Genomic DNA, 22,739 nt, shown 5'->3' with positions numbered 1-22,739 from the left:
CCGAGCAACTACTTTAGGTTGTTGCTCTCCAAATCCCAGCGGGGTTTGATATCAAAGGCTCCTGATGTTGTGGAGCCATTATTTTCTGCCAACATCCGTAGCGCTCCAGTAAAAGCAATCATCACACCATTGTCGGTGCACAAGTCTAAAGGTGGGTAATGAACCTCAAAACCATTTTTCTGAGCTTTGTCATTAAGTGCTTTTCGCAGTTGAGTATTGGCACCCACGCCGCCCGCTAAAACTAAATGCTTGCACCCAGCTTGCTTTAGTGCTTTTTCAGATTTACTTACAAGCACTGCAACAATCGAATCAACAAAACTATTGGCCAAGTCGGCATGAAATTGCGCTACCTCGTTGGTGTCAGTAATTTTCTTTTCTTCAAACTTCTTCACTTGATTTAAAACGGCAGTTTTTAAACCGGAGAAAGAGAAATCAAGATCGCCTGAGTGCAGCATGGGTTTTGGTAAATCAAAAATACCTGGGCGACCTTGTTCGGCTAATTTGGAAATAGCCGCACCGCCTGGGTAATCCAATCCGAGTAATTTGGCGGTTTTATCAAAAGCTTCGCCAGCGGCATCATCAAGTGTTTCGCCCAAAAGTTCATATTGCCCAATGCCCGAAACCTTCATGAGCTGGGTGTGCCCGCCAGACACCAGTAGGGCAATAAATGGAAATTGGGGGGATGTCTGCCCCAAAAGCGGCGAAAGTAGGTGTCCTTCAAGGTGGTGAACCCCGATTGAGGGTAGATTCAGGCCTTGAGCCAGCGCCTTGGCAAAGGCGCTCCCAACCAATAGGGCGCCTGCTAGGCCAGGCCCCTGAGTGAAGGCTATGGCATCAATATCGGCTAATTTAAGGCCAGATTGAGCTAAAGATTGATCTAAAAGGGGTAAAACACGCTGAATATGGTCCCGAGAGGCTAATTCGGGGACAACGCCCCCATAGTCCCGGTGCATGGCGATTTGAGAGTGCAAACCCTGGCCCAGTATGCCCTGGAAGGCTGGTTTACCCTGTTCCCAAGGGCCGGTGTTGTATAAAGCCACCCCGGTCTCGTCACAAGAAGTTTCTATTCCTAAAACAATCATTTTTTTGGCTTGGTCGTGATAGAATCGCAATTCAGTTAATTTTTCGATATTTTTATCGAGCATATACGAGTTAAATAAAGTATGACTACAGTCCGCCTCCGCGAAAACGAACCATTTGAAGTGGCATTGCGCCGTTTCAAGCGCACCATTGAAAAGAATGGCCTTTTGACAGACTTGCGTGCACGCGAGTTCTACGAGAAGCCAACGGCTGAGCGTAAGCGTAAAAAGGCTGCAGCTGCAAAGCGCCATTACAAGCGTATTCGCAGCCAAATGTTGCCTAAAAAGCTTTACTAATAGAATTTAAAAGCTCTCTTCACCGAGAAGCTTTGAAACCCGCTGACGGTGAAACGCAGCGGGTTTTTACTTTTTGAATCGCTAAACGAAAGCTGTACAGCTAGATATATCCAACATCAGGAATAAAGCCATGACTCTAAAAGATCAAATTACCGAAGATATGAAAAACGCTATGCGCGCAAAAGAAGTTGAGCGCTTAGGAACTATTCGTCTTTTGTTGGCAGCCATCAAGCAGCGTGAAGTGGATGAGCGCATTGTTGTTGACGATGCTGGCGTGATTGCAACTGTTGAAAAAATGATTAAGCAACGCAAAGACTCCATCTCTCAGTTTGAAAAAGCAGGGCGCGATGATTTGGTTGCTGTTGAAGCGGCAGGGATGGTAATTTTGCAGGCTTATCTGCCGGCACAATTGTCTGATGCTGAGGTTGAGGCTGCAGTTGCTGCAGCGGTTGCCACTACAGGCGCCGCAGGTCCGCAGGATATGGGTAAAGTGATTGGTGTTCTGAAGGGCCAATTAGCAGGTAAAGCAGATATGGGTAAAGTGTCCGGCTTAGTAAAAGCCGCACTGGCTAAGTAAGTAATTGAAGCTGCTATCCAAGTAAGAAAAATTCTTTCATACTGGCCTTATGGCACTCATTCCACAATCCTTCATTGCCGATCTTTTAAATCGGGTTGACATCGTTGATGTGGTTGGGCAGCACGTAAAGTTAAAAAAGGCTGGCGCAAACTATCAAAGTTTGTGCCCCTTCCATTCAGAGAAGTCTCCTTCATTTTCAGTTTCACCAACAAAACAGTTTTATCACTGCTTTGGTTGCGGAGCCCATGGCTCTGCCATAAGTTTCTTGATGGAATACTCCGGCCTAGGTTATGTCGATGCTATTGAAGATCTAGCCCGTTCTGCTGGTTTGGATGTCCCGCGTGAAGAGCGTACGGCAAACGATATTGCTAGGCAGCAGCAGACAATGGCCTTAAGTGAAGTCATGAGTTCAGCCGCTGACTGGTATCGTCAGCAACTCAAGGGCAATACAAGGGCAGTGGAATATCTAAAAGGGCGCGGCCTTACCGGTGAAATCGCCAAACGCTATGCCTTGGGCTATGCGCCTGATGGCTGGCAGGGTCTAGAGGCGGTCTTTGGTCCTTATTCCAATGATGAGGTTGCTAAGACTTTGCTCGAAGGTGGCTTGCTTATTCAGGGCGAGCAAGCAGAGGGTGGTCAACCAGTCAAACGCTACGATCGTTTTCGCGATCGCATCATGTTCCCGATTCGCAATCCCAAAGGTCAAACCATTGGTTTTGGTGGTCGTATTTTGGATCAGGGTGAGCTTAAGTATTTAAATTCTCCAGAGACGCCCTTGTTCTCTAAAGGTAATACCTTGTATGGATTGTTTGAGGCAAGACAAGCAATCCGCGTTCAAGAATATGTTTTGGTCTGTGAAGGTTATATGGATGTGGTTGCACTCGCACAATTGGGCTTCCCAAATGCAGTGGCAACCCTAGGTACCGCATGTACTGCAAACCATGTGCGCATGCTGCTACGCCAAACTGATAAAGTTGTGTTCTCCTTTGATGGCGACTCTGCTGGTCAACGTGCAGCACAACGCGCACTTGAAGCTTGTTTGCCACTCATGTCTGACGATAAAGAAATTCGTTTCTTATTTCTGCCGATAGAGCACGATCCCGATAGTTATGTCCGGGCTTATGGTGCACCTGCGTTTGAGAGGGTGATTAAAGAAGCGATGTCTATCTCAAGCTTCTTCTTTAAGGTCGTCAGTGAAGACCATGAGCTCACAACTCCAGAGGGTAGAGCCCATACGCATCATGCTGCTAAGCCGCTTTTGTTATCAATGCCGCCGATTGCATTGCGTACGCAAATTCTGCGTGAGTTAGCCATTCGCACCAATACAACTCCTGCGGAGCTGGAGTCCTTTTGTGGGCTAACAGTGGTCCCGGCACCTGCTCAGCAATCTTCGTATTTGGCATCTCAAGCCCGCATGCAAAGCAGTCAAAGTCATCAGGGAAATCAAAACAATTTTTCAAATTCCGGCAATAGGCAAGGCGCACCTTGGCAAGCATCCAAAGGTTCGGCTAAGGCTAAGCGTGTTGACACTCAAAATATTGAACCACCAAAAGCGCCAACAGATTTAGCCGAGCAAATGCTGCGAGTCATCATTCAGTTTCCACATCTAGGAAAAGCGTTAAATGCCAATAAGCGAGCACTTGCTTTAAAAGCAGCAGAACAAAGATCCGTAAAAGCATATGCATTGATGAAAGATCTTTTGGCGCAGTGTGACTTGGTTGAATTGATTCCTGGCGAAGGTAATAAGTCAGCTAGCGTTGGTGCCGGTGCTTTTGCGATGTTCCAAGATCAACTATCCCGCAGCGATCTTGCGCCTTTGTATGAAGTTCTCAGAAACCGTGTGATGGGCTCTGATTTGGAGTTGGAAGGTGCTGCCGCCGATTTGGATGGGGCATTTAAAAAGCTGGAATTAAGTCATCTCAAGCAGGAAATGACGGAAATTGCTCAAAAGATCGCCGGTAGCACTGCAACCGAGCAAGATCGGGCCCGCTATCGGGAATTGGGCGAAAAGCTGAAATTCTCCTAAGAATTTACCGAAACACCCCTAGAAATCCCCTCAAAACAACCCATATTTTTGGGTAGATAGGGGTTAAAAAAGTCGCAATCGACTATAATCCTCTGTTCCCAAGAAAAAAACAAATTAATTCAGCCACTTGCGCTTTATTTTGATGAAATTTGGGGTAAGTGGACAACGGGGCTGTGCTTAATCAGTCGATAACAGTAATGTGAGTAAGTGCTAATAAATGCCGAATACCAAGACCAAAAAACCAGCTCCTAAAGCTAAAACACCAGCTAAACCAGTGAAAGCTGCAGCTAAGCCCGTTGCAAAAGCGAAGACTGCTGCAAAACCTGCGCCTAAGGCAAAGGTCGTCGCTAAGGCTCCCGCTAAACCAGTGAAAGCTGCAGCTAAGCCCGTTGCAAAAGCGAAGACTGCTGCAAAACCTGCGCCTAAGGCAAAGGTCGTCGCTAAGGCTCCCGCTAAACCAGTGAAAGCTGCAGCTAAGCCCGTTGCAAAAGCGCCCGCTAAACCGGTTGCAAAGGCTCCTGCGAAAGCAGCGAAAGCTGAAGTTAAAGTTGAGCCAGTTAAAAAAGGTAAAGCAGTTCCTGCGCCTAAGGCAGAGGAAGTAAAGGCGGCCAAAGAAGTTAAAGAGGCTAAAGGCAAGAAAGCGAAAGTTACTGAAGCGGTAGTTGAAGTAGTTGAGGAAGAGAAGAAGCGTGGCCGTAAGGCTAAAGCTGATGCCCCTGCTGAAGGTGCTGAGCCTGTATTAACAGACCGTCAAAAAGCTCGTGAGCGCAAAGCAAAAGAAAAGGCGCTCTTAAAAGAGTTTGCAGCACAGCAGTTAGGTACCGAAGAGCAACAAGAATTACGTCGTGCTCGCTTGAAGACATTGATCAAGATGGGTATGTCCAAGGGTTACTTAACCCATGGAGAGATGAATGACGTGATGTCTGATGAGTTGTCTGATGCGGATGCATTAGAAACTTTGATTAGTTTGCTCAACGACATCGGTATTACTGTTTACGAACAAGCGCCAGATGCAGAGACATTAATTTTGTCTGACAGCACAGCAGCTGCAGCTTCTGAAGAAGAGGCTGAAGAAGAAGCTGAGGCAGCGTTATCTACGGTAGACTCCGAGTTCGGACGTACAACCGATCCAGTGCGTATGTATATGCGTGAAATGGGTACGGTAGATTTGCTGACTCGCGAAGGCGAGATCGTTATTGCGAAGAAGATTGAAGCTGGCCTTAAAGATATGGTGATGGCCTTGGCTGCTTGCCCGGTCACCATTGCTGAGATTTTGGCAAACGTAGATAAGATCGCTAGTGGCGAGATGGAGATCGATCAGTTTGTGGATGGATTGGTTGATCCAAACGCAGAAGATATTAAGCTTGGACCAGAAGAGCCAGAAGTTGATCCTGATGCCGAGGATGGTGAAGATGAAGGCGGCGGTGGTGCTGCGACAGCAAATGCTAAGCAATTAGAAGAGCTAAAACAAATCTCCCTCGAGAAATTTGCCATTGTTCGCACACAAGCCGACAAGATGCGTCGTGCATTTGATAAAGATGGTTATAACTGCCCAGCTTATGTGAAGGCACAAGATGCTATCCGCGGTGAGTTGCTCGGTTTCCGTTTAACGGCTAAGAGTGTTGAGAAGTTATGCGACACCATGCGTTCGCAAGTGGACCAAGTTTGGAAGCTTGAGCGCGGTATTGTGAGCTTGCTGGTGGATAAAGTTGGCGTGAATCGCGGTGAAGTATTAAAAGACTTCCCTAAGATGTCGATGAATCTCACTTGGACTGATAAGTTGTTAAAAGAGAACAAGCCTTACAGCGCACTCTTGCAACGTAACGTACCGGCAATTCAGGAGCTGCAACAGAAGTTGATCGATATTCAGAAGAATGTCGTTATTCCGTTGCCAGAATTGAAAGAAGTAAACAAGCAAATGATCGCTGGCGAGAAGCGTGCCCGCGAGGCGAAGCGTGAGATGACTGTTGCCAACTTACGCTTGGTGATCTCGATTGCTAAGAAATACACCAACCGTGGTTTGCAGTTCTTGGATTTGATTCAAGAAGGCAATATCGGCTTGATGAAAGCGGCAGATAAGTTTGAATACCGTCGTGGTTATAAGTTCTCTACCTATGCAACATGGTGGATTCGTCAGGCGATTACTCGTTCTATTGCTGACCAAGCGCGTACGATTCGTATTCCTGTTCACATGATTGAGACGATCAACAAGATGAACCGTATCAGCCGTCAAATCTTGCAAGAAACTGGTCATGAGCCAGATGCTGCAACATTGGCGCTGAAGATGGAGATTCCTGAGGACAAGATTCGTAAGATCATGAAGATTGCTAAAGAGCCAATCTCTATGGAAACACCAATCGGTGACGACGAAGATTCTCATTTGGGCGACTTCATTGAGGACGGCAATACCTTGGCACCAGCAGAAGCTGCATTGCATGACTCTATGCGTGATGTAGTAAAGGATGTTCTGGATTCATTGACACCACGCGAAGCAAAAGTATTGCGTATGCGCTTCGGTGTTGAGATGAGCACTGATCACACCTTGGAAGAAGTTGGAAAGCAGTTTGACGTTACTCGTGAGCGTATTCGTCAGATCGAAGCTAAAGCCTTGCGTAAGATGCGTCACCCAAGTCGCAGCGACAAACTCAAGACCTTCCTCGAAGAAGATTGATCCAAGACTAACGGGCCCATAGCTCAGTTGGTTAGAGCAGAGGACTCATAATCCTTTGGTCCCAGGTTCAAGTCCTGGTGGGCCCACCAGAAAAAACCCTCATCAGCAATGGTGAGGGTTTTTTGTTTGAGTACTAATCAATGAATATGCAATTAGAGTTTAGTTTTTCACTGCAAACGAATACAAAATGCAAAGAATAGTAGCTGCAAAACCGGTAGCAATAGCTTCCCCAGTGAAGCCAGCAGAGTGTACAAAATAATCTGATGAAGCGGTAGCTATTCCCGTTAAAGCCCCAGTGGTGTATTTGTTGTGTAGCCAGGTTTTTGGTTCAACATAAGATAAGACGACCATTACAATCCCTGCGGAAGTGCCGGTACGTAAAGCCGTAAACCAATGCCCCCAGGTGATGATCGCTAGGTTACCTTGCACCATTGCGAACAAGCAGGCAGGCACGGCCTTTGATGTGCGACGAAAAAATATGATTAGCTTTTCTTTAAACATGTCATGCCATATCTTTTTATATGGATAACGCTGATTTGATAAATATAGTTGAACTATATTGGTGTTGAAAGATAGTATCAAGCTTAATTAATTCCATGACTTTAGTTTATGTCATCGAGGTACGCCTGTTGTATTAATCTAAACTGATTGCAAGAGGGTCCTTGGGGTTTGGGCATTCAATTAAAAACTTAGGTATTTCACATGAAATTTGATTTCGACGGTATTCAGGCATTTGTGGTGATAGCAGAGCTCGGTGGATTCAATAAGGCGGCAGATCAGCTACATATTACGCAGACAGCCCTAACGCGCCGAGTGCAAAAGCTTGAGTCTTACCTTGGACTAAAGCTTATTGACAGGACTACTCGTCATGTTGAGCTTACTGCAGTTGGTCGTGAGTTCTTACCGCAGGCTAGATCTATCGCAAATGAAATGACCTCTGCGATTGGCCATCTTAAGGATATGTCGGAGCATGCAAAGGGGAGTTTCAGTCTTGCATGCATACCTAGCTTAACTGTCAGCATGGTTCCCCAGCTGATTCGTCAGTATGCCAATCTATATCCCGATAATCGTATCCGCATACTCGATGCAACCTCTAGTGAGGTGCGTAAAGCAGTACTCAATCATCAGGCAGAAATTAGTATTGCATTGCATGGCGAAAAACATCCAGATTTAATTGAGGAGCCTTTATTCGACGATCCTCTTGTCTTCATTTGCCAGGATACTCATCCGCTCCAGGATAAAAAATCGGTTACGTGGTCTGATATGCGCGACGCAGATCTTATTGCGGTCAGCAGCTTTACTTCTACTAGAGTGTTGATGGATTATCAATTTGCCCAACATGGGATTCAGCTCAATGGTAGTTATGAGGTTCAGCATCATGCTACAGCGATTAATTTAGTTGCTGCGCAGGCGTAGGTTGCGCAATATTGCCTTCATCGACCTTGAATGATGGAGAGCGACCTCATATTCGCAAGATCACATTAAAAGATCCCCTAGTTAAACGTAAGGTCACTTTGCTGCGCCATAAAAATACTAGCCTCTCTCCGGCGGCCCAGGCATTTTTCAAGCTGATTCAAAAAAGCGTTTAAGAAGGCTCTTCGATGAAGTATTAGTGCTGGCGTATTATTATTGCTTAAAACGCAATAATATGTATTTATATTGCAGTATCCAATATAAAGGATATATTGGATACTGCCAGCATGAACTCCCAAAGCAAGCTAAATCAACCTGATGTTCTAGTTATCGGCGGCGGTAATGCAGCCCTCTGCGCTGCCCTCATGGCAAAAGAGGCTGGAGCATCTGTATTGGTTTTAGAGGCTGCACCAAAAGAATGGCGAGGCGGCAATTCTGCGCATACTCGCAACATCCGCGCCATGCATGACCAGCCAGAGGATGTGATGCTGGAGTCTTATCCAGAAGAAGAGTATTGGCAGGATGTGCTCAAAGTAACTAGCGGCAAGACCGACGAAAGATTGGCTAGATTTGTCATTCGATCTTCAGCGCAATGTCGCAAATGGATGACGCATCATGGCGTGCACTTTCAGCCACCTTTATCAGGCACTCTGAACTTATCTCGTACCAATGCTTTTTTTATGGGTGGCGGCAAGGCCTTAGTGAATGCCTATTACCGCAGTGCCGAGAAGTTGGGCATACAAATACGTTACAACTCCCCAGTAGATTTGCTAGAAATTCAAGATGGAAAATTCTTAGCTGCATATGTAGGTAATGAGCGTATTGAGGCGAAGACATGCATCTTGGCAGCCGGAGGTTTTGAGTCCAATCGCGAATGGCTTAAGGAGGCGTGGGGCGTTAATGAGTATGGAGAATCTCCTGCCGACAATTTTTTAATTCGTGGAACGCAATATAACAAGGGCGTTCTACTCAAATAGTTAATAGCATTAGGCGCAGATTCCGTAAGCGATCAAACTCAAGCGCATATGGTTGCGATTGATGCACGCGCACCTTTATATGATGGCGGTATTTGTACTCGTATCGATGCGGTTTTATTTGGTATTGTGGTCAATAAAAATGCGCAACGCTTCTCTGATGAAGGAAGGTGAAGACTTTTGGCCTAAGCGCTATGCATTTTGGGGTAGATTAGTTGCTCAGCAGCCTGGCCAGATTGGTTACTCCATCATTGATTCAAAAGTGTTGGGTCGTTTTATGCCGCCGGTATTTCCGGGTGAGAAGGCGGATAAGCTTGGCTTGGATCGAGGCGCATTAGTACAAACTATTAATTCGTATAACGCAGCATGTCGAGTTGGCACTTTTGACCATACGATCATGGATGACTGTCATACCGAAGGTTTGGAGCCACCAAAAACCCATTGGGCACTGCCAATCAATAAGGGGCCTTTTTATGGCTATGCAGTTCGGCCTGGCGTCACATTTACCTATTTAGGTTTAAAAACCGATGAAACTGCAGCGGTTCGTTTTAATGATCTGCCAAGCGAAAATCTTTTTGTTACCGGAGAAATGATGGCTGGAAATGTTTTAGGCAAAGGATACGCAGCAGGTATTGGTATGGCAATCGGTACAGTGTTTGGACGCGCAGCCGGGAGTGAAGCAGCAAAAGCAGCACTACATCAAAAGGGCAATATACATGCAGCAACTTAAATCCTTGATTTTGGAAGCAAGTGCTTTGGGCTCAAATTCGCCAGAAGCAGAGGCTGCTCGCATGCTTACTATTTGTAACTCATGTCGCTACTGCGAGGGGTTTTGCGCAGTATTTCCTGCGATGACACGTAGGATCGAGTTTTTGCCTGCCGATGTTAATTACATGGCCAATCTTTGCCATAACTGTGGGGCTTGCATGCTTGCCAATACGCCCCCCACATGAGTTTGCAGTCAATATCCCAAGGGTCATGGCTCAGGTTCGCAAAGATACCTATATTGCTTATGCATGGCCAAAATCTTTTGGCTCTTTATATAAAACAAACGGGGTGGCTGTCTCAATGGCTGCCTCGCTTTCACTGATTCTATTTTTGCTATTAACGCTGATAGTTAACGGCACCCTAACTTCAGGTCCGCTCAAGGGAAACTTTTACGTAATCTTTTCTCACAATATGCTGGCCATTATGTTCGGAGCAGTTTTTGGTTTTTCAGTGATCGCTTTATTGATTGGTTTGCAGAATTTTTGGCGAGGCATTGCTCCGGGCATGGCCTCGGGTGGGGCTGTAGCTGAAGCGACACATGACGCATTAACCTTGAAGTATCTTGGCGGAGGTCATGGAGAAGGGTGCAATAACGAGGATGATGCTTTTACTCTGTGGCGTAAGCGATTCCATCATTTCACCTTCTACGGTTTCATGCTCTGTTTTGCGGCTACGAGCGTAGCAACTTTGTATCACTACTTGCTGGGCTTGCATGCCCCATATGAGCTCAACAGCTTACCTGTAATTTTGGGTACTCTTGGCGGCATTGGCTTATTAATTGGCCCTGCAGGTTTGTTGTATTTGAATTTCAAGCGAAACTCTGAGCATGGTGATGCAACACAAAAGCCCATGGATAGAGCGTTTATTGTGTTACTGTTTTTAATTAGCGCCTCAGGCTTGGCTTTATTGGCCTATCGGGACACTGGGGCTATTATGCCCGCATTGCTTGCTATTCATTTGGGTTTTGTAATGGGTTTCTTTTTAACAATGCCCTATGGGAAATTTGCGCATGGGTTCTATAGACTTGCAGCGCTTTTAAAGAATGCAATTGAGAAACGCCAGCCGAATAAACTTGGCTTAAGTGGAGATTAATAAATAATGATTGCTATGAAAATGAAAAAATCCTTAATCAATTCCTTTGTATTGCTTTAGGGGCGCTTAGTTACTCAGCGTACTCTCAAGAATTCCCGCCTAAAAAGACGATCACTATGGTTGTCGGATTTGCAGCGGGCGGGGCCGCAGATACAGCGGCTCGGATCATCTCGAAAAAACTGGGCGAGAACATTGGCGCCAATGTGGTCGTCGATAACCGGGGTGGTGCAGGCGGAAATATTGCACATCAATTTGCCGCGACTGGACCGACAGATGGCAGCACTATCCTATTTGGCTCAGCTGGGCCGCTCACCATTGCTCCGCATATGATGAAGTTGCCATACGATCCCTTTAAAGATCTTTCTCCTATTACGATGGGTGTTAACTTCCCAAATATTTTGGTGGTTAATTCTGGAACTGGCATTAAGACATTCGCAGAGTACATTGCCTATGCCAAGAAAAATCCCAAAAAATTAGATTACGCCTCCACTGGGCCGGGGTCAGCCTCTCATCTGGCTGGAGAGTTGTTGGATGAAATGGCCGGTATTGAAACTATGCATGTCCCTTACAAAGGCGGCGCCCCAGCAATGCAGGATTTGCTCGGCGAAAGGGTGGCTGCTTATTTTTCAACCTACAGCACAGCAAAGGCGTACATCGAAAACGGCAAACTCATTCCTCTGGCAGTAACGGGTCCGCAGCGTCTTAAGTCGCTCCCAAAAGTTCCTACTATTGCTGAGTCTGGATTCCCTGGATTTAATGCTACAAATTGGTATGCTTTTGTTGCATCTTCTAAGGTCCCGACCCCGATCCTGGATCGCTGGAATGTTGAGATTGTGAAGGTACTAAAGTCGCCTGATGTTGTAAGCCAATTAAATGATCATGGCCTGACGCCAATGCCCACTTCACGTGAAGAGCTTGCAAAATATATGGCCAAAGAATCTGCCACTTGGGGTAGATTGATTAGAGAGAAGAAAATTACAGGCGAGTAAGGCTATAGCATTCATCAATAAAGCCACCCTTGGGTGGTATTATCGTTTGAGGGCCGCACTAACTAGACGGGGCAGTTTCCGAGAGCCTTTAATTGATTACCAGGGTAATTTTTCACCCGAGTAAGACAAAAAGCTCCCCGAATCTTCTTTATTTACGCCTTCTAAGACATGAAACATGTCACTCACTGCCTCAAGCGGGTCTCTACCTATTTGTTGCCCACGAAAGGGTTGTGACAGTCTGGAATTAACGGTGCCGGGATGAAGTGCAATTAGCGCAATATTCGGCTTTGTTCTTGCTAGCTCAATAGACGCTGTTTTAAGAATCATATTTAAGGCAGCTTTGGAGGCTCTGTAGCTATACCAGCCGCCAAGTCGGTTATCTTCAATGCCGCCAACTTTGGCCGACAGTGTGGCCATCACACCATGTTGTGGATCTAAGAGTTTTGAAAAGTATTTAATCGTTAACGCTGGGCCAATACCATTGATATTGAACATTTCAGCCAATTGCGTTTGGCTTAGGTCATCTAATTTCTTCTCTGGCATCCATTCCTCGGAATGAAGCGCTCCAATAGTATTAATGATGAGTTGAAAGGGGCCCAGCGAAACTTAGGCTATTTGCAGATGCTTCAATGGTTTCAGGCAAGCTGTAGTCAATGGCATGGGTAGAGTTGCGATGAATTCCAACAACTTTTGAGCAAGCGGGGTTGCTTTCCAGTAGCTCTACAAAGCTAGACCCTATAGTCCCTGACGCTCCAATTACGAGAGCGTTTTGGCAATAAGCCCATAAAGCCCTTAACAAGTGTCTATTCAAGAATTACCCAATGTAATAGACTTTATCTCACTTCATGTAAGTTCGTCATGCCAGCGCATATTCAAATTGCTTGCTATTCTTATCCTGTTTTTCAATACTTGAAGTGCAATATATGAATATCAACTCTGATTACAGTAGGCGGGTCGTTATTAACCACCATGACTTACCTTGGTTACCCAGTCCAGAGTCGGGCGTTGAAAGGCGCATGCTTGATCGCGTTGGTGATGAGGTCGCAAAAGCAACTTCAATTGTTCGCTATCAGCCTGGATCCCAATTCCCTAAGCATATTCATGAGTTTGGTGAAGAGATATTGGTTCTTGATGGGGTATTTAGTGATGAAACCGGTGATTATCCAGCTGGCACCTATCTCATGAATCCCCCTGGTTCTTCGCACGCACCATTTAGCAAGTCAGGCTGCACTCTCTTTGTCAAATTGCGGCATCTGGGCCCAGATCAAGTGAAGCGAGAAATCATAGATACCAAAACTGCACCTTGGTATCAAGGGATGGTTCCAGGTCTGAACGTGATGCCCCTAATGCAGCAAGGCAGTGGATTGACTTTAGTTCGTTGGGCGCCTCAAACTTATTTCAATCCGCACAAGCATTACGGCGGCGAAGAAATTTTTGTAGTTGATGGTGTTTTTGAAGATGAACACGGACGCTACCCTGCTGGATCGTGGATTAGAAGCCCACATATGAGCCTACATCAGCCATTTAGCAAAGAGGGTTGCACCATCTTTGTAAAGACTGGGCATTTGCTGGATTAAAAGAGCATTTAGAAGACTTAGGTATAGTTCTAGGCATGGGCGGTTATCGCCAATGAATGATTTATATGAATATGAAAAAACTACTTTCCAGCTTAATTCTTGGCGCTTTCATTGGGGCAATTTCTTAGCAGTTTTTGCCGATCCTCCTGTTGCTCCCTTTTATGAGTTATTGCTCAAAATGACTCCGGATGGAAAGTTGGGGCAGGTGATTAAAAAAGAGCAGATTAAAACCTCGGTAAAGGGTGCTCAGGCTTGGAAGATTGCATACATCTCTTCAGATTTATATGGACGCAAAACCATCGTTACGGGATTGGTGGTTGCGCCAGTGGGCCCCGCACCTAAGGAAGGCAGACCAATTATGTCTTGGGCTCATGGAACCACTGGTGCGGCTCAGAGCTGCGGCCCATCGCAGGTGCTCAATCCTGTAGTTCCGCTAAATGAGTATTTTTTAATTGGCGGGAACTCTTGGACTGATTATGGAATTCCTGCGATTGAAGAATTTATTCAAGAGGGATATGTCGTTGTTGCAACTGACTATCAGGGCCAAGGTGGTGGCGGTAGGCATCAATATGCTCTTGCTACAACCAATTCTATGGGTACGATTGATGCTGCAAGAGCAGCAAGTTCGATGAAAGAAACTGGAGCGGGTAAAAAACCATTATCTATGGCTGGTCGCAGGGTGGTGGTGTGGCTGTGGCAGCAGCAAGCATGCCGGAGTACTTCTCCAAAAAAGGAACGGCCTCCGATAGTTTGGAATTAATTGGGTCAGTGGCTTTGGCGCCGGATGACATTGCCATCATGTTGCCTGGGGCTACTGTAGATGAGGCTAATGCACAAAAGTCTCTCAGCGGACATCATCCAGATGCGCACTAAAAATATCTTTGACTTTTCTCATATGGCAATGAGCATGTGGGGCGTGCAGGCCGCCAACCCCAAATTAAAGCTGACCGATATCTTTACAGAGAATGGCGCCAAGATATTGGATGAGGTTATCAGTAATAAATGTATGCATGCTGTTGTTGCAGATACCCTGAATTTCAACTTGAGTAGTCAATATAAAGGCGTTTTGAAGGACCAAATTACCAATCCTTTGGAGTGGACCAAGACAATGGTGAAGGGTAGTGTGAACCCAACCAAGCTAATTGCACCGGTGGTAATTTATTGGGGCAATAAAGACGTTACCAATCCGCCAATCATGGGTAAGCTCTATCTATCAAGAACAGATGTGCAAAATGGGTGGTAATGTGAATAGAATTCAATTGCCTGGGGATCAATCACACTTCACTACCCCGGGGGCTTCCAAACCTTTTTATCTGCCATGGATCAAGGATCGATTGGCTGGTAAACCCGCTACAAATAATTGTGATCAGGCCGCACAGCTTCCAAGTTAACAGCTTAGATACCCGGATTAAAAATGCCACCCCTAGGGGTGGCATTTTCTTTGATAACACTGCATTAGCATTGCGATGGATAATGGCAGTCACATCATTTATTGCGTCATTTTCGGAATATATCCATGGAAATTAAGGTTAACTTTCTCGATAAGCTGCGGCTGGAGGCTAAGTTCGATGACTTCACAGTCATTGCTGATCAGCCCATCCGCTACAAAGGCGATGGTTCAGCCCCGGGCCCATTTGATTATTTCTTGGCTTCATCTGCTTTATGTGCCGCTTACTTTGTAAAACTTTACTGCGACACTCGCAATCTTTCTACGGAAAATATTCGACTCTCACAAAATAATATCGTTGACCCTGAAAATCGCTATCAGCAAATATTCAAAATTCAGGTGGAGTTGCCTGCAGATATCTCTGCCGCAGATCGTCAAGGTATCTTGCGCTCCATTGAACGCTGCACTGTTAAAAAAGTAGTGCAGGAAGGCCCAGAGTTTGTCATTGAAGAAGTTGAAAATCTGGATGCTGACGCGCAGGCCTTGTTGGCAATTCAGCCTGCGTCTGATGTAAGCACATTTATTCCTGGAAAAGATTTGCCGCTTGAGCAAACCATAGCTAATATGTCAGCCTTGCTAGCCAATTTAGGGATCAAGATTGAGATCGCCTCTTGGCGCAACATCATTCCTAATGTGTGGTCTCTGCATATCCGTGATGCGCATTCCCCAATGTGCTTCACCAATGGTAAAGGCTCTACCAAGGAAAGTGCTCTAGCTTCGGCATTGGGTGAGTATATTGAGCGATTAAGTAATAACCATTTTTATGCGGGCACATATTGGGGAGAAGATCTTGCGAATGCGGATTTTGTACATTACCCCAATGAGAAGTGGTTCAAGCCTGGTTCAAAAGATGTGCTTCCCACGGAAATTCTGGATGAGTACTGTCGAAAAATCTATAACCCAGATGGTGAGTTGCGTGCCTCCCATTTAGTCGATACAAATTCTGGTAACGCGCAGCGAGGTATCTGCTCTTTGCCGTACGTGCGACAGTCAGATGGCAAGACAGTTTATTTCCCGTCCAATTTAATTGAGAATCTTTTTGTTAGCAATGGAATGAGTGCTGGCAATACGTTGGCAGAAGCGCAAGTCCAATGTTTGTCGGAGATTTTTGAGCGGGCAGTCAAGCGTGAAATCATTGAGGGTGAAATCGCCTTGCCGGACGTTCCCCAGGAAGTGCTCGCAAAGTATCCAAGCATTCTGGCTGGCATTCAAGGTCTAGAAGAGCAGGGCTTTCCAGTATTAGTGAAGGATGCATCGCTTGGTGGAGCCTACCCCGTGATGTGCGTCACCTTAATGAATCCCCGTACAGGAGGTGTTTTTGCATCTTTTGGTGCGCATCCAAGTTTAGAAGTTGCGCTAGAGCGCAGTCTGACTGAATTACTCCAGGGTCGCAGCCTAGAAGGTCTGAACGATTTGCCGGCGCCGACGTTTGCCAGCGAGGCGGTAACAGAGCCAAATAATTTCGTTGAGCACTTTATTGATTCCAGCGGCATTGTGTCATGGCGCTTTTTTAGTGCTCAGTCTGATTACGATTTTGTTGAATGGGATTTCTCGGGAAATGGTGAGAATTCGAATACTCAGGAAGCCGAAACCTTGTTTGGTATTTTGGGGGACTTGGGTAAAGAGTCTTATGGCGCGGTCTATGACCAGCTGGGTGCTACAGCCTGTCGAATTTTGGTTCCCGGTTATTCCGAGGTATATCCAATAGAGGATCTTATCTGGGATAACACCAACAAAGCATTGTTATTCCGAGAAGATATTTTAAATCTTCATCGCTTAGATGATAAACAGCTTGCAGCATTGCTGGATCGATTAGAAAACAATGAGCTCGATGAGTATGGTGATATTGCCACTTTGATTGGCATTGAGTTTGATGAAAATACTGTCTGGGGCCAACTCACAGTGCTGGAGCTAAAGCTGCTCATTCATCTTGCTCTAAAACAATTGGACGAAGCGCATGAGCTGGTAGGCGCTTTTCTTCAATACAACGACAACACAATTGATCGTGGTTTGTTTTATCAGGCCTTAAATGTAGTTCTAGAGGTATTGTTGAATGACGATCTGGAGCTAGAAGACTACCTCGTTAATTTCAGAAGAATGTTTGGTGATGCCAGAATGGATGCTGTGTTGGGATCAGTAGACGGCAGCGTTCGTTTCTATGGATTAACACCAACCAATAATCTTCAGCTTGATGGACTCGACAGGCATCACCGTCTGTTGGATAGCTATAGAAAGTTGCATATAGCCCGGGCCAAGCAGCCCTAGGGCCAATACAAGGTCCGTGGATTTTCAGAGAGAATCTGCTTGATTGCTTCATGATCACCCGTAAGCCCTAAGAAGGCTTGCATTTGATTTGCGTATGTTTGAGAGCTCTCGAAGCGGGTGTGAGGCCAATCACTACCCCATAAAAGATGTTCTGCACCAATTGTGGCGAGCCAGTATTTATAAAGATTTTGGTGTTTGATGTTTGGTGCTCGATATTGAGCGCTCAGCTTCACTCAGAGCATTCCCAGGTGTTTATTAATCCCTGCATTCTTTAAGCTGAACTCATTGTCTATCAACGGCCTACCAAAGTGATCAACAACAATCTTTACGCCCGCTGGAATATGCAGTAGCAGTTCATTTAGCAGTCCATCTTCGTGGTGGATTTGTAGATGTAGATCCTCATCCTTAATTTGGCTTATAAGTGCCTGATTTTTTTCTAAGGTGCTCAATGGGTCTTTATCGCCAAATAGGTTCAGCCTTATACCGCTAATACCCTGTCTTTTTAAATTACCCAGTTCATGTCTAGATATTTCTGGATCGACTACAGCGACACCTCTTAGTAACATGGGGTGGTGTTTAAGGGCATTTAGCAGAATCGAGTTGTCATAGCCTAGAAAGCTCGGCTGGACAATGACACCCCCGGTAATTTGTTGCTCGTTTGCAAGCATCTCCCATTCATCCAGCGGGGCATCATAGTTGATCAAATACCGCGCATGCTCATTTGAGATGTAGTTTTTATCAAAAATATGAAAATGGGCGTCAATATTCATCATGATTATGGTAGCATAACTCATCTAGATGAGTAGATGAGTAGATGAGTAGATGAGTAGATGAGTAGATGAGTAGATGAGTTAGCAAAGAGGGTTAGTGACGCGGTTATGAAAGCAACATCCTTGGGTTACCAGAGTTTGGCTTCGGTATTCCGCAAGAAGGTTGAGGAGGGGGTTTGGCATATTGGGAATGCAATTCCATCGGAAGCCAGTTTGGCAAAAGAATATGGGGTTGCATTAGGAACTATTCGGCAGGCAGTAGCTCAACTAGCTGACGAAGGTATTTTGGTTAAACGCCATGGCAAAAGTACCGCTGTCAGTAGTGGTCTCAATGGGCAATCCATGCTGCGATTCTTTCGTCATCAGCCAGAAGACTTTGAGCAACAAACGCCTCAGGCAAAAGTTCTTGCTATAAAAGAAATCCCACTCGATAAAGAAATCTCTAAGTTAACGGGCTGGGCTTGCAAGATGCTTTTAAAAATTCACCGTATACGACTGATTAATGGCGAGCCCTTTCTATATGAAACTATTTATTTACCATTGCCTAAATTTAAAAGATTGGCATCCTTGCGGCCTGATGAATTTGAGGAACTGTTTTATCCGATGTACGCCAAATCATGCGGCATTGCCGTTATTAAAGCCAATGATCAGGTCGGTTTTGAGTTAACGAAAAAGATGGATGCCAAAGCATTAGGCATGAAGGAAGGGTACCCAGCAGTAAGGGTAAATCGTATAGCTTTTGATTTATCTGGCAAACCGGTGGAATACCGCAGTTCAGTTGGTGACGCGATGGCATTTCAATATTCAGCAGAAGTAAATTAAGGAGACATAATGAAATTCTTTAAACAATCTTTATTTTTGGCAATTCTTTCGATTGCCGGTATGGCGACCGCTCAGGAGTGGCCAAATCGACCAATCAATTTGATCGTGAGCTATCCTCCTGGCAAATCTATTCGATTGGTTGTCCCCTTTGCCACTGGTGGAACTTCTGAGATTGTTGCCAGGTCTGTAGCCAATAGCCTTAGCACTAGCCTTGGTCAGTCAGTTTATGTTGACAATAAACCAGGGGGTGCTGGGAATATTGCCATGGAGGAAGTGAAGCGCGCAAACCCAGATGGATACACATTGATACTGGGGCATGTGGGAACGCTTGCAGTGAATCCAGCCTTGTTTGGCAAGAAGTTACCGTACGACCCCAATAAGGATTTCGCACCCGTTACCTTGGTGGCAAAGGTGCCGAATGTGATTGCTGTTAGCTCAAAGAGCCCCTATCAAACATTGGGTGACTTAGTAATTGATGCTAAAAAAAATCCAGGAAAAATTAATTACGGGTCTGCTGGCAACGGTAGCGCTGGGCACTTGGCTATGGAATATTTTTCATCTGAAGCTGGCATTGATTTGGTGCACGTCCCATACAAAGGGTCTGGGCCTATGCTGACTGATTTAATAGGTGGGCAAATACAAGCAACCTTTAATGGCCTTCCATCATTAATGGGGCAGATTAAAGGAGGCACGTTGCGTCCTCTGGCCGTTGGTTCTTCCGAGAGATCCAAGGTGTTGCCCAATGTAGCTACATTGTCGGAGTTGGGGTACAAAGGCTTTGAAACATCACAGTGGTATGGAATTATGGTGCCTGCTGGCACCCCTCAACCAATCATTGAGAAATTGCAAAAAGAAATCGCAAAATCCTTGAAGTCAAAAGAGGATTCCAAGAGGATGCTTGAGGATGGCGCAGTGCTGGTTGGCGATACCCCAAGTCAATTCGCGACATTTATCAAGCTAGAGCAAAGTCGTTGGTCTAAAGTTGTAGAGAAAGCCAAGATTTCCGTAGACTAATATTTTATAAGCTAGTTAACGACATTAAAAAACCACCCGCAGGTGGTTTTTTAATGATTGAAAGACTAGGCTGCATTAGTCGATACTCTAACAAAATTTTCTTTCGATCTTCTAGCCTTCTTAGGAGTGACTGACCAGTCTTCATCTGCTTTTCTATAGCCTAGTGGAAGCATCACAACGCTACGCAACCCATTTTCTTTAAGGTTTAAGATTTCATCGAGCGTTGCGGGATCAAAGTCCTCCATCGGCGTGCAGTCAACTTGCTCATATGCAGCCGCAATCAGCGCTGTACCTAATCCAATATAGGCTTGTTTGGCTGCATGGGTGTAATTGAGCTCAGCATCACGAACAGGGTAGGTGCTAAGTAACTTCTGGCGATAGATATCTCCCGCTTCGCTCTTGAAGTTACGAATTTTTTCAGTCATATCAAAGGCATCGTTGATTCGTTTTGCAGTGTAGTTATCCCAGGCTGCAAAGATCAGCAAATGAGAGCAGTCCACAATTTGAGTTTGATCCCAGGCAATTGACTTAATCTTTTCACGAATAGCCTTATTGGTTATAACAATCACTTCATAAGGCTGTAGGCCGCTTGAGCTTGCTGTCATTCGAATAGCTTCCAGGATCTGATCCACCTTTGCTTCGGGGACTGATTGTGTAGCATCCATCCTTTTAGTGGCATAGCGCCACTGCAGTTTGTCGATCAGACTCATATTGATTCCTTTGGGTAATTGGGTATTTTAAGCGGCTACCGCAAGTTCACTCTCCACGACAGATGAACGGATCAGGTAATCAAAAGCTCCCAGCGAAGCCTTGGCGCCTTCACCCATAGCAATAATGATTTGCTTGTAAGGAACGGTCGTGCAGTCTCCGGCAGCAAATACACCAGGAAGAGAGGTCTCGCCTTTTGCATCTACGATTACTTCGCCATGCTTAGAGAGCTCAATCGTGCCCTTGAGCCAATCTGTATTGGGTAGCAGGCCAATTTGGACAAAGATGCCTTCCAGCTCAATAGCATGCAAAGAATCATTGGTGCGATCTTGGTAGCGTAAGCCGCTCACCTTGCTGCCATCGCCGATAACTTCCTTAGTAAGCGCACTCTTAATCACGGTGACGTTTGATAGGCTATTGAGTTTGGTTTGCAAAACTGCATCAGCGCGTAATTTGCTGTCAAACTCAATTAAGGTGACATGACTCACAATACCCGCTAAATCAATGGCAGCCTCAACCCCGGAATTACCGCCGCCGATCACAGCTACACGTTTTCCTTTGAACAAGGGTCCATCGCAATGCGGGCAGTAAGCCACACCTTTACCGCGATATTCTTGCTCGCCTGGCACATTCATTTCTCTCCAGCGTGCGCCGGTACTTAAGATAACTGACTTACTTTTGAGAACCGCTCCGTTAGCGAGCCCCAACTCAATTCCGTTGCCTGATTTGCGCAGTGCGGTAGCCCGTTGCAAGTTCATGATGTCGACTTCATAGCTTTTGACGTGCTGCTCTAGAGCCTGAACTAATTTTGGTCCTTCAGTATGTTCAACAGAAATGAAATTTTCAATTCCCAGGGTATCCATTACTTGACCACCAAAGCGCTCAGCAATCACACCTGTGCGGATGCCTTTGCGGGCGGCATAAATAGCAGCTGCAGAGCCAGCTGGGCCACCGCCTACCACTAGAACATCGTAAGGTGCTTTTGCAGAAAGCTTTGCAGCCTCCTCTTGAGGGCTGGCAGTATCTAGCTTAGCTAGAATCTCTTCAACACTCATGCGACCTTGTCCAAATGCCTCACCATTTACAATGACTGTTGGCACGGCCATGATTTGATACTGATCTACTAATCCCTGAAACAGTGCGCCATCAATCATTTCGTGTTGAATGTTGGGATTAATTGCTGCCATGAGATTAAGTGCTTGCACTACGTCAGGGCAGTTATGGCATGACAGTGAGATGAAGGCCTGAAAGCGCAGCTGACCATCTAGGTGGCGAATACGATCCAGAACCTCTTGCTCTACTTTAGGGGGGGTAGCCACTAGCTTGCAAAATTGCCAAGATAAATGAAGTCATTTCATGACCCATTGGCAGCCCAGCAAATGTAATGCGTGCTGCATCATCTGATTTACTAACGGTGAAACTAGGGATGTGATCAGCTTTGCCGTCGGTCTTGACGGCAATTTTATCAGACTGCTCAGCTACTTCATTTAGCAATTCGAGCATTTCTGCTGACTTTTCGCTGCCATCTACAGATGCAGTTAAAACAATTGGGCTAACGATCTTTTCAAAGTAGACCTTTAGCTGTGATTTGATATTGGTATCGAGCATGGTGGGTTCCTTGATCTTGTGTTTGGTGAGTCTATTAATTCAATACAGCTTCCGCTTAGATCTTGCCTACGAGGTCTAAAGAAGGAGTTAATGTTGCTGCGCCTTCTTTCCACTTGGCAGGGCAAACTTCACCTGGATGTGCTGCTGTGTACTGTGCTGCTTTGAGCTTGCGTAATGTTTCAGAAACATCACGAGCGATTTCATTTGAATGCACTTCTGCAGTCTTGATAACACCTTCAGGATTAATGATGAATGTGCCGCGCAATGCTAAACCTTCTTCAGGAATGTGCACGCCAAATGCATTTGTCAAAGTATGTGTTGGGTCGCCAACGAGTGGGAACTTTGCTTTTCCTACTGCAGGAGAAGTTTCGTGCCAAACTTTGTGTGAGAAATGTGTGTCAGTTGTAACGATATACACTTCAGCACCCATCTTTTGAAATTCAGCATAGTTCTCTGCTGCATCTTCAATTTCTGTTGGGCAGTTAAAAGTAAATGCTGCTGGCATGAAAATCAATACTGACCATTTGCCTTTGAGGCTCTCATCGCTAACGGTCACAAATTTGCCGTTGTGGAAAGCTTGAGTTTTAAATGGTTGTACTGCGGTATTGATGAGGGACATATTGCGCTCCTTATATGGGTTAA

Annotated in this window: 18 protein-coding genes, 1 tRNA gene and 4 pseudogenes; 16 read left to right on the top strand and 7 right to left on the bottom strand. The window is 45.6% G+C overall.

Annotated features, from left to right (window positions below):
* Positions 1-8: 8 nt before the first annotated feature.
* Entirely contained in the window at positions 9-1,082 is a 1,074-nt protein-coding gene (gene tsaD, locus DXE27_RS01525) for a tRNA (adenosine(37)-N6)-threonylcarbamoyltransferase complex transferase subunit TsaD (protein WP_128113673.1), read from the bottom strand.
* A gap of 81 nt (positions 1,083-1,163) precedes the next feature.
* Here tsaD and rpsU point away from each other — a divergent pair, with 81 nt between their 5' ends.
* The 5 genes from rpsU (at position 1,164) to DXE27_RS01500 (ending at position 6,739) form a co-directional block, all read left to right on the top strand.
* A complete protein-coding gene (gene rpsU / locus DXE27_RS01520) occupies positions 1,164-1,376 on the top strand; it encodes a 30S ribosomal protein S21 (protein WP_011903537.1) in 213 nt (70 codons plus the stop codon).
* Between the two features lie 130 nt (positions 1,377-1,506).
* Positions 1,507-1,953: a GatB/YqeY domain-containing protein gene (locus DXE27_RS01515; RefSeq protein WP_128112622.1), complete on the top strand. Its 447-nt coding sequence runs from the start codon at positions 1,507-1,509 to the stop codon at positions 1,951-1,953.
* Positions 1,954-2,002: 49 nt separating this feature from the next.
* Positions 2,003-3,979 carry a DNA primase gene (gene dnaG / locus DXE27_RS01510; RefSeq protein ID WP_128112621.1) on the top strand — a complete coding sequence of 659 codons (1,977 nt, stop codon included), beginning with the start codon at positions 2,003-2,005 and terminating at the stop codon, positions 3,977-3,979.
* A 217-nt stretch (positions 3,980-4,196) separates the two neighbouring features.
* Positions 4,197-6,650, top strand: a complete 2,454-nt coding sequence (rpoD, locus tag DXE27_RS01505) for an RNA polymerase sigma factor RpoD (protein ID WP_128112620.1) — start codon at positions 4,197-4,199, stop codon at positions 6,648-6,650.
* Positions 6,651-6,662: 12 nt separating this feature from the next.
* A tRNA-Ile gene (locus tag DXE27_RS01500) sits at positions 6,663-6,739 on the top strand.
* A gap of 70 nt (positions 6,740-6,809) precedes the next feature.
* Here the strand turns inward: DXE27_RS01500 and DXE27_RS01495 are convergent.
* Positions 6,810-7,151, bottom strand: a complete 342-nt coding sequence (locus DXE27_RS01495; protein WP_128112619.1) for a hypothetical protein — start codon at positions 7,149-7,151, stop codon at positions 6,810-6,812.
* Between the two features lie 201 nt (positions 7,152-7,352).
* On the opposite strand from DXE27_RS01495, the gene DXE27_RS01490 reads away from it, so the two are divergent.
* The 5 genes and pseudogenes from DXE27_RS01490 (at position 7,353) to DXE27_RS01475 (ending at position 11,886) form a co-directional block, all read left to right on the top strand.
* Positions 7,353-8,066: a LysR family transcriptional regulator gene (locus DXE27_RS01490; protein ID WP_231969606.1), complete on the top strand. Its 714-nt coding sequence runs from the start codon at positions 7,353-7,355 to the stop codon at positions 8,064-8,066.
* Positions 8,067-8,077: 11 nt separating this feature from the next.
* On the top strand, positions 8,078-8,239 hold the full coding sequence (locus DXE27_RS10360; protein WP_415064435.1) for a type 2 periplasmic-binding domain-containing protein: 162 nt from the start codon (positions 8,078-8,080) through the stop codon (positions 8,237-8,239).
* A 111-nt stretch (positions 8,240-8,350) separates the two neighbouring features.
* Positions 8,351-9,767 (top strand): annotated as a pseudogene (tcuA, locus tag DXE27_RS01485) (FAD-dependent tricarballylate dehydrogenase TcuA).
* A pseudogene (gene tcuB, locus DXE27_RS01480) lies at positions 9,754-10,897 on the top strand (tricarballylate utilization 4Fe-4S protein TcuB). The pseudogenes tcuA and tcuB overlap by 14 nt, the downstream one beginning before the upstream one ends.
* Positions 10,898-10,926: 29 nt before the next feature.
* Positions 10,927-11,886 (top strand): Bug family tripartite tricarboxylate transporter substrate binding protein, encoded by a 960-nt coding sequence (locus DXE27_RS01475; protein ID WP_415064456.1) that lies wholly within the window; start codon positions 10,927-10,929, stop codon positions 11,884-11,886.
* Positions 11,887-11,982: 96 nt separating this feature from the next.
* On the opposite strand, the gene DXE27_RS10225 is transcribed toward DXE27_RS01475, so the two are convergent.
* Positions 11,983-12,429: an SDR family NAD(P)-dependent oxidoreductase gene (locus tag DXE27_RS10225; RefSeq protein WP_331852053.1), complete on the bottom strand. Its 447-nt coding sequence runs from the start codon at positions 12,427-12,429 to the stop codon at positions 11,983-11,985.
* A 380-nt stretch (positions 12,430-12,809) separates the two neighbouring features.
* On the opposite strand from DXE27_RS10225, the gene DXE27_RS01465 reads away from it, so the two are divergent.
* From DXE27_RS01465 to DXE27_RS01455, 4 genes are all read left to right on the top strand, one after another.
* Positions 12,810-13,463: a cupin domain-containing protein gene (locus DXE27_RS01465; RefSeq protein ID WP_128112617.1), complete on the top strand. Its 654-nt coding sequence runs from the start codon at positions 12,810-12,812 to the stop codon at positions 13,461-13,463.
* Between the two features lie 52 nt (positions 13,464-13,515).
* Complete coding sequence (locus tag DXE27_RS09535; protein ID WP_231969605.1) at positions 13,516-14,223, top strand: hypothetical protein; 708 nt, start codon at positions 13,516-13,518, stop codon at positions 14,221-14,223.
* Positions 14,224-14,325: 102 nt separating this feature from the next.
* Positions 14,326-14,706, top strand: coding sequence for a hypothetical protein (locus tag DXE27_RS09530; RefSeq protein ID WP_231969604.1), 381 nt, complete (start codon positions 14,326-14,328; stop codon positions 14,704-14,706).
* A 273-nt stretch (positions 14,707-14,979) separates the two neighbouring features.
* Positions 14,980-17,175 carry an OsmC domain/YcaO domain-containing protein gene (locus DXE27_RS01455; RefSeq protein ID WP_128112616.1) on the top strand — a complete coding sequence of 732 codons (2,196 nt, stop codon included), beginning with the start codon at positions 14,980-14,982 and terminating at the stop codon, positions 17,173-17,175.
* Here the strand turns inward: DXE27_RS01455 and DXE27_RS01445 are convergent.
* Positions 17,172-17,945, bottom strand: a pseudogene (locus DXE27_RS01445) (amidohydrolase family protein). The gene DXE27_RS01455 and the pseudogene DXE27_RS01445 sit on opposite strands and share 4 nt — an antisense overlap.
* Before the next feature lie 108 nt (positions 17,946-18,053).
* Between DXE27_RS01445 and DXE27_RS01440 the strand changes: the two are divergent.
* Both DXE27_RS01440 and DXE27_RS01435 read left to right on the top strand, forming a co-directional pair.
* Positions 18,054-18,767, top strand: coding sequence for a GntR family transcriptional regulator (locus tag DXE27_RS01440; protein ID WP_128112613.1), 714 nt, complete (start codon positions 18,054-18,056; stop codon positions 18,765-18,767).
* Between the two features lie 9 nt (positions 18,768-18,776).
* Positions 18,777-19,781: a Bug family tripartite tricarboxylate transporter substrate binding protein gene (locus tag DXE27_RS01435; protein WP_128112612.1), complete on the top strand. Its 1,005-nt coding sequence runs from the start codon at positions 18,777-18,779 to the stop codon at positions 19,779-19,781.
* 65 nt (positions 19,782-19,846) lie between these two features.
* Here the strand turns inward: DXE27_RS01435 and DXE27_RS01430 are convergent, their stop codons facing one another.
* The 3 genes and pseudogenes from DXE27_RS01430 to ahpC all read right to left on the bottom strand — a co-directional run bounded on the left by DXE27_RS01430 (position 19,847) and on the right by ahpC (position 22,716).
* A complete protein-coding gene (locus DXE27_RS01430) occupies positions 19,847-20,491 on the bottom strand; it encodes an NAD(P)H-dependent oxidoreductase (protein WP_128112611.1) in 645 nt (214 codons plus the stop codon).
* A 27-nt stretch (positions 20,492-20,518) separates the two neighbouring features.
* Positions 20,519-22,097, bottom strand: a pseudogene (gene ahpF / locus DXE27_RS01425) (alkyl hydroperoxide reductase subunit F).
* Between the two features lie 55 nt (positions 22,098-22,152).
* The gene (gene ahpC / locus DXE27_RS01420) at positions 22,153-22,716 is read right to left on the bottom strand and encodes an alkyl hydroperoxide reductase subunit C (protein WP_128112610.1); all 564 of its coding nucleotides are present in this window, start codon (positions 22,714-22,716) and stop codon (positions 22,153-22,155) included.
* Positions 22,717-22,739: the final 23 nt, after the last annotated feature.

Origin of the sequence: Polynucleobacter necessarius (assembly GCF_900096755.1) — a bacterium.
In the GTDB taxonomy this organism is placed as follows: Bacteria; Pseudomonadota; Gammaproteobacteria; order Burkholderiales; family Burkholderiaceae; genus Polynucleobacter; species Polynucleobacter necessarius_K.
This window is presented reverse-complemented; position numbering and strand designations above follow the sequence as displayed.

Coding starts and splice junctions, on each gene's coding strand:
- DXE27_RS01515 (WP_128112622.1), top strand. CDS start 1,507: ATGACTCTAAAAGATCAAATTACCGAAGATATGAAAAACGCTATGCGC.
- tsaD (WP_128113673.1), bottom strand. CDS start 1,082: ATGATTGTTTTAGGAATAGAAACTTCTTGTGACGAGACCGGGGTGGCT.
- ahpC (WP_128112610.1), bottom strand. CDS start 22,716: ATGTCCCTCATCAATACCGCAGTACAACCATTTAAAACTCAAGCTTTC.
- rpoD (WP_128112620.1), top strand. CDS start 4,197: ATGCCGAATACCAAGACCAAAAAACCAGCTCCTAAAGCTAAAACACCA.
- DXE27_RS01440 (WP_128112613.1), top strand. CDS start 18,054: ATGAAAGCAACATCCTTGGGTTACCAGAGTTTGGCTTCGGTATTCCGC.
- DXE27_RS09530 (WP_231969604.1), top strand. CDS start 14,326: ATGCGCACTAAAAATATCTTTGACTTTTCTCATATGGCAATGAGCATG.
- rpsU (WP_011903537.1), top strand. CDS start 1,164: ATGACTACAGTCCGCCTCCGCGAAAACGAACCATTTGAAGTGGCATTG.
- DXE27_RS01490 (WP_231969606.1), top strand. CDS start 7,353: ATGAAATTTGATTTCGACGGTATTCAGGCATTTGTGGTGATAGCAGAG.
- DXE27_RS01435 (WP_128112612.1), top strand. CDS start 18,777: ATGAAATTCTTTAAACAATCTTTATTTTTGGCAATTCTTTCGATTGCC.
- DXE27_RS01455 (WP_128112616.1), top strand. CDS start 14,980: ATGGAAATTAAGGTTAACTTTCTCGATAAGCTGCGGCTGGAGGCTAAG.
- dnaG (WP_128112621.1), top strand. CDS start 2,003: ATGGCACTCATTCCACAATCCTTCATTGCCGATCTTTTAAATCGGGTT.
- DXE27_RS09535 (WP_231969605.1), top strand. CDS start 13,516: ATGAATGATTTATATGAATATGAAAAAACTACTTTCCAGCTTAATTCT.
- DXE27_RS01430 (WP_128112611.1), bottom strand. CDS start 20,491: ATGAGTCTGATCGACAAACTGCAGTGGCGCTATGCCACTAAAAGGATG.
- DXE27_RS01495 (WP_128112619.1), bottom strand. CDS start 7,151: ATGTTTAAAGAAAAGCTAATCATATTTTTTCGTCGCACATCAAAGGCC.
- DXE27_RS10225 (WP_331852053.1), bottom strand. CDS start 12,429: ATGCCAGAGAAGAAATTAGATGACCTAAGCCAAACGCAATTGGCTGAA.
- DXE27_RS01465 (WP_128112617.1), top strand. CDS start 12,810: ATGAATATCAACTCTGATTACAGTAGGCGGGTCGTTATTAACCACCAT.